The sequence below is a fragment of the Streptomyces sp. NPDC005393 genome, assembly GCF_040606675.1.
Lineage (GTDB): Bacteria > Actinomycetota > Actinomycetes > Streptomycetales > Streptomycetaceae > Streptomyces.
In genome coordinates this window covers 61,918-75,034 of record NZ_JBEXFG010000028.1, presented here as the reverse complement: position 1 = coordinate 75,034, position 13,117 = coordinate 61,918, and the positions used below count along the sequence as shown (strand labels likewise).

The window sequence follows — 13,117 nt, the reverse complement described above, 5'->3', positions numbered from 1 at the left end:
CGTGCTAACCAGGAGGCATGTCTCACAGCGATGCGTACGACGTCGTCATCGTGGGCGGTGGCCACAACGGCCTGGTCGCCGCCGCGTATCTCGCCCGGGCCGGGCGCAGTGTGCTGGTGCTGGAGCGGCTGGACCACACCGGTGGTGCGGCCGTGTCCACCCGGCCCTTCGCCGGGGTCGACGCGCGGCTTTCGCGCTATTCGTATCTGGTCAGCCTGTTGCCGCGGCGGATCGTGGAGGATCTCGGGCTGCGGTTCGCGGTGCGCAAGCGGGCGGTGTCCTCGTACACGCCCGATGTCCGGGGCGGGCGGGCCACCGGGCTGCTGGTGGACACCGGCGGTACGGCGCGCACGCGGGAGGCGTTCGCGCGGCTGACCGGGTCGGACCGGGAGTACGAGTCCTGGGAGCGCTTCTACGGCATGACGCAGCGCGTCGCCGAGCGGGTCTTTCCGACGCTGACGGAGCCGCTGCCCAGCCGGGACGCGCTGCGGGCGCGGATCGGGGACGAGGCCGCGTGGGAGGCGCTGTTCGAGCGGCCGGTGGGGGAGGCGATCGAGGCGGCGTTCACGGACGACCTCATCCGGGGCGTGGTGCTCACCGACGCGCTGATCGGCACCTTCGCGCACGCCCACGATCCGTCGCTGCGTCAGAACCGCTGCCTCCTCTACCACGTGATCGGGGGCGGTACCGGCGACTGGGATGTACCGGTCGGCGGGATGGGGGCGCTCACCGACGCGCTCGCCAACGCGGCCCGCGCGGCCGGCGCGCGGATCGAGACCGGCCGCGAGGTCACCGCGATCGCCACCGACGGGACCTCGGCGGAGGTCACGTACGAGGGCGAGGAAGGCGGCGGCACGGCGGCGGCCCGGCATGTGCTGGTCGGGGCCGCGCCGCGGGAGCTGGCGCGGCTGCTGGGCGAGGAGCCGCCCGCCCCGCCCGCCGAGGGGGCGCAGCTCAAGGTGAACATGCTGCTGCGGCGGCTGCCCGCGCTGCGGGACCGCGAGGTCGACCCGCGCGAGGCGTTCTCGGGGACGTTCCATATCGCCGAGGGGTACCGGGCGCTGGAGGAGGCGTACCGTCAGGCCGCCGCGGGAGAGCTGCCGGGCCGCCCGCCGTCGGAGATCTACTGCCATTCGCTGACCGATCCCTCGATCCTCGGGCCGGAGCTCGCGGGCCAGGGCTATCAGACCCTGACCCTGTTCGGACTGCACACCCCCGCCCGGCTGTTCGCCGAGGACAACGACGGGGCGCGCACCGCGCTGCTGGATGCCACGCTCGCGCAGCTCGACGCACATCTCGCCGAGTCGATCGCCGACTGTCTCGCGTACGACGCCGACGGCAGGCCCTGCATCGAGGCGAAGAGCCCGCTGGATCTGGAGCGCGAGCTGCGGCTGCCCGGCGGCAATATCTTCCACCGCGACCTGGCGTTCCCGTACGCCCAGGAGGGGACCGGCCGCTGGGGTGTGGAGACGCGCCACGCCAATGTGCTGCTGTGCGGCGCGGGCGCGGTGCGCGGCGGCGGGGTGAGCGGGATCCCCGGGCACAACGCGGCGATGGCGGTGCTGGGGAAGTAGGCACGGCACGGCGCCGAATAATCTGACGTTCCGTCAGAAAAACCCTTCCTTCGTCCCGCCCCCTGCGGCATCCTGCCGCCCGTGGAGACGGAGCTGAGCACAAGGCTGGGTGTCGAGCACGCCATCTTCGGCTTCACGCCGTTCCCCGCCGTGGCCGCGGCGATGGCCCGAGGAGATCCGGCGGTCCTGCGACGTCTCCTCGATGCGTCACGCCATCCACGGCGCCGCGCCCTGCCCCGACCACATCAAGCGCGCCATGATCGACTGGTGGGGGACCTGTGTGGAGGAGTACTACGCGGCGAGCGAGGGCGGCGGCGCCTTCGCCACCGCCGAGGACTGGCTGAAGAAGCCCGGGACGGTCGGCAGGCCCTGGCCCATCAGCGCCGTCGCCGACGCCGCCGCCTTCGGCGTACCGCACCACGACTGGGGCGAGCAGGTCAAGGCTGTCGTGGAGCCCGCCGAGGGGCATGTTCCGGACCCTGAGCCGGCCGGCTCCATCCTCGACCACTGCGCACAGCGGCTGGCGGGCTACAAACGCCCCGAGTCCGTCGACTTCATCGCGGAGACGCCACGCGACCCCAACGGCAAGCTCTACAAGCGGCGGCTGCGCGAGCCGTACTGGGAAGGCCGTGAGCGCCCAGTGTGACGCGCGTTACACCGGTCGTATCCTCGCCCTATGCACACACTTGACACGGTCGAGGTGGACGGGGTCGAGCTGGCGTACCGGGTGTGGGGCACCGCGGGCGACCCGCCCGTCCTGCTGCTGCACGGCCTCGGCGAAGGCGGCGTCGACTGGCTCACCATCGCGCCGCGGCTCGCCCCGGGCCGCCGGGTGTACGCACTCGATCTGCGTGGCCACGGTGCCAGCGACTGGCCGGGGGAGTACGCCCTGGAGCTGCTGCGGGACGAGGTCGCGGGGTTCCTCGCGGCGCTCGGCCTGACGTCCGTCACACTCATCGGGCACTCCTACGGCGGCGTGGTCGCCTATCTCCTCGCCCAGCGCTTCCCGCGTCTCGTGGCACGACTGGTCGTCGAGGACGCCCCGCCGCTGCTGCCCCAGGACCCGCCGCTGGCGGTGCCCCCGCGCCCCCAGGGGCGGATGGCGTTCGACTGGGCCGTCAAGACGCAGTTCACCGCACAGCGCAACGCCCCTGACCCCCGGTGGACCGAGGACCTCTCGGCCATCACCGCACCCACCCTGGTGATCGGCGGCGGGCCGACCAGCCATATCCCGCAGGAGCTGCTCGTCGGGATGGCCGAGCGCATACCCGACTGCCGACTCGTCACCATCGACGCGGGCCATCTCGTCCATGAGCGGTGTCCCGAGGAGTTCCTGACCGCCGTAGGGGCCTTCCTGGAGGACGGCATGTAGGTCTCCACGCGTCGCCGCGCCCGGGATTCACCCAAGTCACCTCCTGCCTTGAGTGTGGGCTTGTCAACTTTATGTCGGCCACGCTATATAAAAAGGCAGAGGGCATCGCACGCAGCGCGAGAGAGATGAGGAGTGATCTGTGATGCTCATGCGTACTGACGCGTTCCGTGAACTGGACCGGCTCTCCCAGCAGATGCTGGGCACCGCCGTACGCCCGGCCGTGATGCCGATGGACGCCTACCGGGCAGGCGACGAGTTCGTCGTCCACTTCGATCTGCCGGGCATCAACCCGGAGACCATCGACCTCGACATCGAGCGCAATGTGCTGACCGTCCGGGCCGAGCGCCGCTCGCCGGCTCCCGAGGGCGCGGAGATGATCGCCTCCGAGCGCCCCGTCGGCGTCCACACCCGCCAGCTCATCCTGGGGGACACGCTGGACACCGAGCGGATCGACGCCTCCTACGACGCGGGGGTCCTGACCCTGCGTCTGCCGGTCCTGGAGAAGGCCAGGCCCCGCAAGATCAAGATTGGCGACGGGTCCGGAGCGCCTCACCAGCTCACCGCCTGACCCACCCCCACCCCTACTACGAGAAAGGCGCTCCAGCACCCATGTTCCACCAGCGTCGGCCGGGACGGCAGGAACACGGCATGACATTCGACGAGCTGATCGAAGCGGTGAGGTACGACGGTCTCTATCCCACCAGGGAGAGGGCCGAGGAGGTCACCCGTACCGTACTGGCCGCTCTGGGACGGCAGCTCACCGGTGACGAACGCGTAGCGCTCGCGGCCCTGTTGCCCAGGAAGGCGGCACGCGCGTTCGCCGACGAGATTCCCGGCCCCGAGCCGCTGACCGGCTGGGGGTTCGTCAAGGACATCGCCGCGCACACCCCCGGCGCCACCCGGGCGACCGCCCGCTGGGACGCCGGATCGGTCCTGGGGGTCCTCGCGCGGCTGGCGGGACCCGAGCTGCTGGCGCGTATCCTCGGCCAACTGCCCGACGGCTACGCCCTGTTGTTCGGACAGGCCCAGCTGGTACGTTCGCAACCCGTCTGATCCGGCAGCGTTCCGCGGGGCCGGCCCCGATGGTCCGGGGCCGGCCCCGCGGGTCGTCCACGGCTCGGGCGGCGGCGCGAGGTGAACGGTCACCTCTCGTGCGGGAGCCCGCCGCGCTCTACGCTCGCCCGGTGGGAGACCACCGCGCCGCCGAGAAGAGAGGTCCCGACCGTGCGACTGCCCCATTCCCTCCGCCACGTGATGATCGCGGCCACGGCCACCGCCGTGCTCGCCACGGGGGCGGGCGCGGCCGTCGCCGCTCCGGCCGCGCCCGCCACGCGTCCCCACGGCCGGCTTCTGCCGGTGGCCGAACTGTCCGCCGACCGGGTGCTGGTCGCCGACAACGTCGCCGCCGCCAAATGGGGTACGGACAGCCCGATCGACGATCCGGCGCGCGAGAAGCAGGTGCTGGACTCGGTCGCACAGCAGGCCAAGGAGGTGGGCGCCGACCCCGGGGCGACCGTTCGGATCTTCCGCGACCAGATCGAGGCCAGCAAGGTGGTCCAGCGCGGTCTCTACCGCCGCTGGGACGCCGACCCCGCGCAGGCACCCACCGAGCGCCCCGACCTCGGGAAGGTCCGGCTGGAGATCAACCGGATCAACGGCGAACTCGTACGAGCCATCGCGGATTCACCGCAGGCGCGTGAGGCCCGCTCCTGCGCCGGGCGGCTGGCGGCCGGCGCCGTGGTCGTGGGACACGAGAAGCGGCTGGACACGCTGCACGCGGCGGCGCTGGCCCGCTCGCTCCCGTCGGTGTGCGAGCGCCCGTAGTGCGGCGGACCGGCGCGCCCAGCGGCATCGGCGCGCTCGTCGCCTACAAGGACCGCCGCAACGCCCTGCGCAACCCGTACGCGCATCTCCATGAGCACGATCTGACCCTGGAGAAGGTGCGCTCGTCCCCGATGCTGTGGGACCCCATCCGCTACTCCGAGACCTGCCCCTCCTCGGACGGCGCCTGCGCCATGGTGCTCACCGACCGCGCCGGCGCGGCCCGCGCGCCCCGTCCGCCCGCCTGGGTGCACGGCGGCGCCATGCGCAGCGAGCCGACGCTCTTTGCGGGCAAGGACTTCGTCTCACCGCGCGCGGGCAAGGACTGCGCGGCCGATGTCTACCGGCAGGCCGGAATCACCGACCCGCGCCGGGAGATCGACGCGGTCGTGAGGTATGTGCCGTTCAGCTGGTACGAACCCATGTGGCTGGAGAACCTGGGCTTCGCCGCCGAGGGCGAGGGCTGGAAGCTCACCGAGTCCGGCGTGACCGAACTCGGCGGCGAGCTCCCGGTCAACCCCTCGGGCGGGGCGGGGTGCTGTCCACCAACCCCATCGGGGCGTCCGGCATGCTCCGCTTCGCGGAAGCGGCGCTCCAGGTGCGCGGGCAGGCGGGCGAACACCAGGTCGAAGGGGCCCGTAAGGCGCTCGGCCACGCCTATGGCGGGGGCGCGCAGTTCTTCTCCATGTGGGTGGTGGCGGCCACGCTTCCCACCGGCTGAGCGCGGTGGAACGTACTTCTTTCGTGGCCTGTCCGGCACCGGCCGCGCTCGCTAGGGTGGGGCCCGGACGACGACCCGGGAGGAGCCAGGACGTGGCCGACACCACCACTACCACACAGCCACTGACAGGAAGCGGCGAGAAGCCAGAACTCGACCTCGCGGGAGCTCATTGGCGGTCGAGCAGCCAGGGCGTGGGCGATGTGGAGATCGCCTTCGTCGAGGGCTTTATCGCGATGCGCCACGGCCGCCGTCCCGAAGGTCCGGCCCTGGTCTTCACCCCGGCCGAGTGGCGCGCCTTCGTACTGGGCGCGCGCGAGGGCGAGTTCGACCTCACCTGAGCCGTCCGATGTCACGGGCCGGGCCGTCCGGGAGCGCCGGGCGGCCCGGCCCGTAACACGACGCCAGGCGGGTCTGGTGAGGTCCGGTGCGGTTGGGCAGCGCCCCAAAGAGGCGCGGAGCTGTATCGATATGCGGCTCCGCCGCGGGGCGCGACCAGCCACGACGGACCCGCGGGCGACGCACCGGACTTCCAGCGGAGCGCTTACGTGAGCACGACGCACCCCTTGTCCCGGAGCGCCTGGACCGCCCGCGAGCCGTCGGTGTGGTCATCGAGGGGATTCCAGCGCAGATCGAGCTTCTCCAGGGCGGGCAGCTCCGCGATCCAGTCGGGGAGCGTCCGCAGCCGGTTGGCGCGCAGATCCAGGTGGCGCAGCAGCGGCAGCGCGCGCAGTGGCTCGTCCACGGCGGTGAGCGCGTTCTCGCGCAGCTCCAGATGGCGCAGCCGGCGCAGCCCGGCCCAGGCCGCGGGCAGACGGGTGATCCGGTTGCCGCGCAGCCACAGCTCCCGCAGCGAGCCGAGCCGCCCCGCCGACTCCGGCAGCCCGGCCAGCTCGCTGTGCTGGGCGCGCAGTTCCACCAGGCCCGTCATGGAGCCGAGCTCCGAGGGGAGCCGGCCGAGCGGGTTCTCGCCGACGTTGAGATAGGCCAGCCGGTCCAGCCGACCGAGCGAGCGCGGCAGCCGGGCGAGGCGGTTGTCGTGCAGATACAGATACCGGGTGAGGCCGCCGGCCAGATCGCCGATCTCCTCGGGCACCTCGGCGAGGTGGTTGTGGCCGAGGTCGAGGGTGTGCAGCCGCCGCAGCCGCCCGATGGCGGCGGGCACACGGGTGAGGGCGTTGTCCGCCAGGATCAGGACCCGCAGCCCGGTGCGCTGCCACACCTCGTCGGGCACGTCCGTAAGGCCCGCCTTCCACAGGTTGAGCGTCTCTACGGCCATGGAGCCAACTCCGGGAGCGGCGCCGCGCCGTCGAGGCGGCCGGTCACCTCGCGCCCCGCCAGCCACGCGGTCAGATCGCCCAGCCGGCCCCGTACGGTCAGCGGTTCGCCGGATCCGCAGTCGCGCCGCTCCGGCCCGTCGGTGGCCTCCAGCGTGAGCCGTACGCCGTGGGGCGCGCGCGGTGCGAGGAAGTCCAGCGCGTGGCCGCAGAACTCCCGTGACCAGCCCCCGGGGCCGCGGCCGAGCCGGGCGTCCACGGTGTGGATCTCCAGCTCCCGCCACCAGGCGTGGAGGGCGGAGCGCACGTCGCCGTCGCGGTGGCGTACGGGCCGGTCCCAGTCCCGCGGACCGACCGCCGCCCAGGTCTCCTCCGCCTCGGCGAGGGCCTCGGTCACGGCGGCGCGCAGCTCGTCCGCCGTACGCCTCGCACCGGCCTCGATCGCGGCGTCCCTGGCCGGGCGGCCGCCGTCGTAGACCTCGACCAGCTCGCCCTTGAGCGCGTAGCGGGCCTGCCGGGCGAGCGCCCGGGCCACGCCGTCGAGATGCGAGAGCACCTGCGCGCGGCTCCAGCCGGGCAGCCCGCTCGGCTCGCGCACCGCGGCGTCGGTGAGGCCGGTGAGCAGCTCACGCAGCCGAGTATGGCCGTCCAGCACGGCGGTCCGCACCTCTGCGGTGTCCATGGGGCCCCCTGACTCCTCGGCTCATGGCGAGGGGCTAATGGTTATGGCGGGACGTTACCATTAGGCCCCATGTCCGGGAACCGCCTCGCCGTCGCGCTCGTCGTCACCATCCACCACGACGGGCGCGGCGGCGTCGCCGACGACCTCGACACCGCCGAAGGGCTCACCGCGTGGGTACGGGAGCGGGCCGAGCCGCTTGAGGACGCGCTGGACGCCCCCGGCGCCTTCACCGCGGACGCCGTCGCGCTCGACGCCGTACGGGAGTTGCGCACCGCCGTCCGCGCGCTCTTCGCCCACGCGGTGGCGCCGCCCGCGCCGCTGAGCTCCGCCGGCGCGGCGGCCCTCGGCCTCCTCAACGCGGCGGCCGCGGCGGTGCCGCGGGCGCCGCGTCTGGACTGGCCCGATGGCGGTGCGCCCGGGGTCCGTACGGTGCGTTCGGGGCCGGCCCCGGAGCGGGACCGGCTGGTTGCGGCGGTCGCGGCCGATGCCATCGCCCTGCTCGGCGGGGAGGAGCGGGAGAGGTTGCGGGCATGCCCCGCGCCGCGGTGCGTGCGGTACTTCGTCAAGGAGCATCCGCGGCAGGAGTGGTGCAAACCGTCCTGCGGCAACCGCGCGCGGGTGGCCCGCCACCAGCGCCGCCATCGAGGCCTCTAGGTGCGGCCTGGCGCGGCGGGCCGGCCTGCCCCGGCCGTCAGATCGACGACCGCCCCGCCTGGATCAGTTTGTCCAGGCTCGTCAGATGGGCCCAGGGCCGCTGCCGGCCACGGCTGACCGCTTCGATGCCCCGGTCGTCGTAGCGGGCCGTGCGCAGGGACCACCCCAGGTTGCCGCTCATCACATGCCGCATGCCGTCGACGTAGCGCCGTACGGCCGGGCGTACGTCCGGGCCCGCCCCGGCCTCGGCGAGCAGCGCCGGCAGCCCGGCGGCGGTCTCCTCGAACCAGCGGTGGCGCGCGTTGGCGAGGTCGGCGATATGCCGTACGGCGTCCTCCAGGTCACCACCCGCGCGCTCCCGCTGGACGATGACGCTGTTGTGGACGTCCCCGGCGGCCAACTCCTTGTCCAGGGAAGCGATGTCATTGGTGAAGACCACCACATCGTCCGTAGCCTCCCGCATCCGGGCGAGCGGGAAGCCGCCGTGCAGCGCGGGCGGCAGAGTATAGCCGCCGAAGGGCTCGTTCAGGTCGAGGCAGGGCTGTACCCCGATCGAATGGCGCCGCAGGGCGAGGACGGCGTCCACCGAGCGTGGCGGGGCTCCCGCCCCCGCCCCCGTCCCGGTACGGCCGAGCGCCTCGCGGTGGTAGGAATGCAGATACTCCAGCCAGTGGTGGCGGAAACGGTCCCGCCACACCGCCGTCCGACCGGAGTTGATGCGACGCCACAGGTCGCGGAAGCTCTCCAGGAGAGGGCCCTGGCCGCCGCCCCCCGTACGGCCGTCCTCCTCCGTTATCCGTATGACGGCCGCCACCAGCCGCGCCACCTCCTGCGGCCGGCACCCCAGTTCACCGTCGAACTGATCGTCGAAGACGAAGTACCAGCCGACGAGGTCATTGCCCAGGTCCAGGTCGGCGCCGGTGGCCCGGGGATAGAACAGGCCCGTCAGCAGGTCGAACCGCAGCGCGTCGTACTCCGCGACGGCCGCGCTGTCCTCGAAGACGCCATGATGCGAGAGCCATTGGATCGTGTGGAGCCTGGCCGCCTCGGCGTCGGGACTGACGTCGGCGGAGGCCGGGAAGTCGAGCAGGGCGGCCCGCCGCAGCAGGGCCGCGTGCCGGGCGTGAGGTCGCGAAGCGTGCGTGTCCATGAGTCGTGTCCGCCCCCCTTTCGGGATCCGAGCGGCCCGGGCCGCAAATACCACAGGCCATCGCGGCTTCGGGCCAACCCGCTGAATCCGGCCATCCTCGCGTGCTGTACGTGCCATCGATAGAGGAGGAGGGGAAATGGCGTGTGCCATTGGCAATGCCAATCCCTCCACGGAGGGCTACGGAGCGTGCCATACGCGCTACGCTCGGCGTTACCTGCCGGAGGGGAAGAATGGCGGAGTATATGAGCCGACAGAGCCGGGCGCGCCGGACATTGCTGGAACGGGAGCTGGAACTCGGCGCGGTCGACGGCGTGCTGACCGAGCTGTGCGGGACGGATCCGAACGATCCGGCCGGGACCCGCACCGGCGGAGTGATCGCCTTCGAGGGGCCGGGCGGCGTCGGTAAGACCGCGCTGCTCGGCGAGATGCGCCGCCGGGCCGCCGCCCGCGGCTGCACCGTTCTCTCGGCGCGCGGCGGCGAGCATGAACAGGGCGCGGCCTTCCACGTGGTGCGCCAGCTCTTCCAGCCCGTGCTCGCGGCGACCGGTGAGGACGAGCACCGCCGGATCCTGGGCAGTTGGTACGACATCGTCGCGCCGGCGGTGGGTCTCGTGGTATCGGGCGACGGCGGCTCACCCGACCCGCAGGGCGTACGCGACGGCCTCGACTGGCTGGTGACCCGCTTCGCGGTTGAACACGCCCCGGTCGTCATGATCCTGGACGACGTCCACTGGGGCGACACCGAATCGCTCGACTGGCTCACCAGGTTCGCGCCGCGCGCCGTCGCTCTGCCCCTGCTGCTGGCCATCGGCTACCGCCCGGAGGACCTGACGGCCGACGCCGCCGGGATACGGGGACTCACCGAGCGCCAGGGATCGCGGCCGCATGCGCTGGCGCCGCTCACCCCGAGCGGGGTCGGCAGGATCGTGCGCGATGTCCTCGGCCACGAGGCCGACGAGGCGTTCTGCCGTGAGTGCTGGGCGATGACCGGCGGCAACCCCTGGGAGGTCGTCGAGCTCACCGCCAAGATCCGCGACCGCGAGCTGAAGCCGCAGTCGGAGAACCTGGTTGCGCTGCGCGAGCTGGTCTCCTCGGCCAAGGACAGCGGACTCAACGACCGGCTGACCCGGCTCGGCACCGCCGCCGTCCGCCTCGCCTGGGCCGTCGCCGTCCTCGGCATCGAAGCCACCCCGACCCTGACCGCCAATGTCGCCGGACTCAGCGAGACGGAGGCCACCGATGTGGTGGCGCGGCTGGCCCACGCCCGTATCCTCGCCCCGCCGCGCGGCGGGACCCAGCCCCTCGAATACCTGCACCCGCTCATCGCCACCGCCGTTTACCAGGCGATCCCGGGCGCGCTGCGCGTGGCCATGCACGGCCAGGCCGCCACCGTGGTGCTCGCCGCCGGTCTGGGCTCAGCGGCCGCCGGCCGCCATCTGCTGGAGATGCACCCCGAGGGCGACCCGTGGGTGGTGCGCCATCTGCGGGCGGCGGCCCGTGAGTACCTGCGCGCCGGAGCCCCCGGCGCCGGGCGCCGCTGTCTCGCCCGGGCGCTGCGCGAACCGCCCGCCCTGGAGGAGCGCGCCGCCGTTCTGTACGAGCTCGGCTGCTCCGCCCAGCTCACCGAGCCCGCCGTCACCGTCAACCATCTGCGGGCCGCGCTGGAGGAGCCCGCGCTCGGCGCCGAGTTGCGCGAGGCGATCACCTACCGGCTCGCCCAGGCGTACGGTCACAGCGGCCGCATGGAGGAGGCCGCACAGGTCGTCGCCGCGGAGGCCGGACGGGCCACCAGTGCCCGCACCCGGCTGCGGATGCAGGCCGAACAGTTCATGTGGAACATGTTCCGCGCCGACGAGAAGGAGTCGCCCGCCCGCTCCCGGCGGCTGGCCCGGCTCGCGGACCACCTTACCGGCCGCGGCATGGCCGAGCGCTATCTGCTGGGGCTGCGGGCCTGGGACGCGATGACGCGCGGAGAACCGGCGGCCACCGCCCTGCACTACGCGGAGGAGGCCCTGCGCGACGGCCTCAGCTGGACCGATGACGACTGGGGCTTCGAGGTGCCCATCCTGGTCGCCCTGATCTTCCTCCACTGCGATCAGCCCGGCCGCGCCGAGGAACTGTTCAACAAGGGCATCGCCGAATGCGAGCGCAAGGGCTGGCGCGGCTCCCACCTGGCGTTCAGCATCACCCTCCTCGGCTACGCCCGCTACCGCCGCGGGGCGCTCGCCGAGGCGGAGGAACTGGCCCGCGAGGGGATGCGCATCGCCGATCTGGTCGGCTCCTCGACGCCCGCGCACTGGACCGCGGTCGGCACCCTCATCGCGACCCTGATCTCCCGGGGCCGGGTCCGCGAGGCGCAGGAGTTCGCGGCCGGCCACGGCGGCGAGACCCTTCCGCAGGCCACTCTCTGCCCGGATGTGCCCGTGGTCCGCGGCGAGCTGTCGCTGGCCGCCAATATGCACCGTGAGGCCCGGGAACAGCTCACCGCGGTCGGCCGCCGGATGGACGGCCGAGGGATGCGCAACCCCGCCTGGTGCCCCTGGCAGCTGCACCTCTCCCAGGCCCTCGCGCTGACCGAGCCGCGGCAGGCGGCCGAGGTCGCCGACGACGCGGTGCGCCGCGCCCGTCAGTTCGGCACCCACTCCGCGATCGGCCGGGCACTGCACACCGCGGCGACGGTGACCCAGGGGCCGGAGAGGATCAAGCTGCTGGCCGAGTCCGTCGGCCATCTCGAGCGGTCACCGTCGGCGTACGACCTCGCCGTGGCGCTGGTCGAGCACGGCGCCGCGCTGCGCCGCATCGGGCTGCCCCAGGAGGCCGGCGACCGGCTCTACCGCGGTCTGGAGGGCGCGGTCCAGTGCCGGGCGGACGCGCTCGTGGCCCGGGCCCGCGACGAGCTGTCGGCGGCCGGGCTGCGCCCGATGCAGCTGCGCGTCGATCACACCAGCCCGCTGACCTCGCAAGAGCAGACCGTGGCCGAGTGGGCCGCCCAGGGCTGGCCGGACGAGCGGATCAGCGAGGAGACGGGCCTGGCGGAGCGCGATGTGGCCCGGCTGCTGTCCGGGGTCTACCGCAAGGTCGGCACCGACCGGACCGGCCTGGCGAAGCTGCTGGGGCGCGCCCGCCGCCCGCCGGCCGCCCCGCCGACGAGCCCGGCCACGGAGATCCCGGCCACGCCGACCCCGGCCACCGAGGACCGCTGAGGATCCCTGACGAGCCCACCCGAGGCCCCCCGCCGCACGGTGCCTCCCGGGCGCTCCCCGGCACCGTAACGGGCGCGCGGGCACGTACCATATCCGCATGTCCTTCCTCCGCCGCCGCAGCGCCGCCACGCCCACCGGGCCGGACTTCGACGTCCTCGCCATGGACCCGGGAGACTGGCCCGGCGATCTTGGGGCGGGGCTGTTGCCCGCACCGGACGGCAGCTGCCAGGGCGTCTTTTTGCGCTACGACCTGTTCGGCGGGCGCGGCCCGGCGATGATCATCGGCAATCTGCCCGAGGGGTCCCCGGCCCGCGAGGTGGCCGAGGGCCAGGTGCCGTTCGAGGTGACGCAGCTGCTCGCGGCGCTCGGGAACGATGAACCGGTCCATGTGGTGGACACCGAGGACAGCCCGGTCATGCACGAGGACAATCTGCTCATCGTGCGCCGCGTCAAGCTCTCCGAGGGCCGGATCTCCTGCGCTCAGTTCGACCGCAGCGACGGGGTGCTCGTCACCATCGCCAGCTGGGACCGGCCGATCACCGACGATCTGTACCGGCTGCTCAAGCCGCTGCCCGCGGAGATGTTCCAGCAGCGCTGAGGGCCGCCCCCACGCCGTCCACGACAGCGCCGGGGGCCGCGAGGCGACCGTACGACGGGACGATGCCG

12 protein-coding genes and 2 pseudogenes are annotated in these 13,117 nt (G+C 73.1%); 11 read left to right on the top strand and 3 right to left on the bottom strand.

Annotated elements, in window-relative coordinates:
- The first annotated feature begins 17 nt into the window (after positions 1–17).
- From ABZS71_RS22490 to ABZS71_RS22455, 8 genes and pseudogenes are all read left to right on the top strand, one after another.
- The gene (locus ABZS71_RS22490; RefSeq protein WP_356212815.1) at positions 18–1,574 is read left to right on the top strand and encodes an NAD(P)/FAD-dependent oxidoreductase; all 1,557 of its coding nucleotides are present in this window, start codon (positions 18–20) and stop codon (positions 1,572–1,574) included.
- 166 nt (positions 1,575–1,740) lie between these two features.
- A pseudogene (locus tag ABZS71_RS22485) lies at positions 1,741–2,220 on the top strand (acyl-CoA synthetase); the annotation flags it as partial.
- Between the two features lie 30 nt (positions 2,221–2,250).
- Complete coding sequence (locus ABZS71_RS22480; RefSeq protein WP_356212812.1) at positions 2,251–2,946, top strand: alpha/beta hydrolase; 696 nt, start codon at positions 2,251–2,253, stop codon at positions 2,944–2,946.
- A 142-nt stretch (positions 2,947–3,088) separates the two neighbouring features.
- The gene (locus ABZS71_RS22475; RefSeq protein WP_356212809.1) at positions 3,089–3,514 is read left to right on the top strand and encodes an Hsp20/alpha crystallin family protein; all 426 of its coding nucleotides are present in this window, start codon (positions 3,089–3,091) and stop codon (positions 3,512–3,514) included.
- 80 nt (positions 3,515–3,594) lie between these two features.
- Positions 3,595–3,999 carry a DUF2267 domain-containing protein gene (locus tag ABZS71_RS22470; protein ID WP_355859756.1) on the top strand — a complete coding sequence of 135 codons (405 nt, stop codon included), beginning with the start codon at positions 3,595–3,597 and terminating at the stop codon, positions 3,997–3,999.
- 171 nt (positions 4,000–4,170) lie between these two features.
- Positions 4,171–4,770, top strand: coding sequence for a chorismate mutase (locus ABZS71_RS22465; protein WP_356212806.1), 600 nt, complete (start codon positions 4,171–4,173; stop codon positions 4,768–4,770).
- Positions 4,755–5,488, top strand: a pseudogene (locus ABZS71_RS22460) (thiolase domain-containing protein); the annotation flags it as partial. The gene ABZS71_RS22465 and the pseudogene ABZS71_RS22460, both read left to right, overlap by 16 nt.
- A gap of 92 nt (positions 5,489–5,580) precedes the next feature.
- Entirely contained in the window at positions 5,581–5,826 is a 246-nt protein-coding gene (locus ABZS71_RS22455) for a DUF397 domain-containing protein (protein ID WP_355859752.1), read from the top strand.
- Positions 5,827–6,029: 203 nt separating this feature from the next.
- On the opposite strand, the gene ABZS71_RS22450 is transcribed toward ABZS71_RS22455, so the two are convergent.
- Both ABZS71_RS22450 and ABZS71_RS22445 read right to left on the bottom strand, forming a co-directional pair.
- Complete coding sequence (locus tag ABZS71_RS22450) at positions 6,030–6,764, bottom strand: leucine-rich repeat domain-containing protein (RefSeq protein WP_355859750.1); 735 nt, start codon at positions 6,762–6,764, stop codon at positions 6,030–6,032.
- The gene (locus tag ABZS71_RS22445; RefSeq protein ID WP_356212803.1) at positions 6,755–7,444 is read right to left on the bottom strand and encodes a maleylpyruvate isomerase family mycothiol-dependent enzyme; all 690 of its coding nucleotides are present in this window, start codon (positions 7,442–7,444) and stop codon (positions 6,755–6,757) included. Before ABZS71_RS22445 ends, ABZS71_RS22450 begins: the two co-directional genes overlap by 10 nt.
- A gap of 69 nt (positions 7,445–7,513) precedes the next feature.
- Here ABZS71_RS22445 and ABZS71_RS22440 point away from each other — a divergent pair, with 69 nt between their 5' ends.
- Positions 7,514–8,098: a CGNR zinc finger domain-containing protein gene (locus ABZS71_RS22440; RefSeq protein WP_356212800.1), complete on the top strand. Its 585-nt coding sequence runs from the start codon at positions 7,514–7,516 to the stop codon at positions 8,096–8,098.
- Between the two features lie 37 nt (positions 8,099–8,135).
- Here the strand turns inward: ABZS71_RS22440 and ABZS71_RS22435 are convergent, their stop codons facing one another.
- Complete coding sequence (locus ABZS71_RS22435; RefSeq protein WP_356212797.1) at positions 8,136–9,248, bottom strand: isoafricanol synthase; 1,113 nt, start codon at positions 9,246–9,248, stop codon at positions 8,136–8,138.
- A gap of 242 nt (positions 9,249–9,490) precedes the next feature.
- Between ABZS71_RS22435 and ABZS71_RS22430 the strand changes: the two genes are divergently transcribed.
- Positions 9,491–12,451 (top strand): AAA family ATPase, encoded by a 2,961-nt coding sequence (locus ABZS71_RS22430; RefSeq protein WP_356212794.1) that lies wholly within the window; start codon positions 9,491–9,493, stop codon positions 12,449–12,451.
- A gap of 97 nt (positions 12,452–12,548) precedes the next feature.
- A complete protein-coding gene (locus ABZS71_RS22425; protein ID WP_356212791.1) occupies positions 12,549–13,049 on the top strand; it encodes a hypothetical protein in 501 nt (166 codons plus the stop codon).
- Positions 13,050–13,117 lie beyond the last annotated feature (68 nt).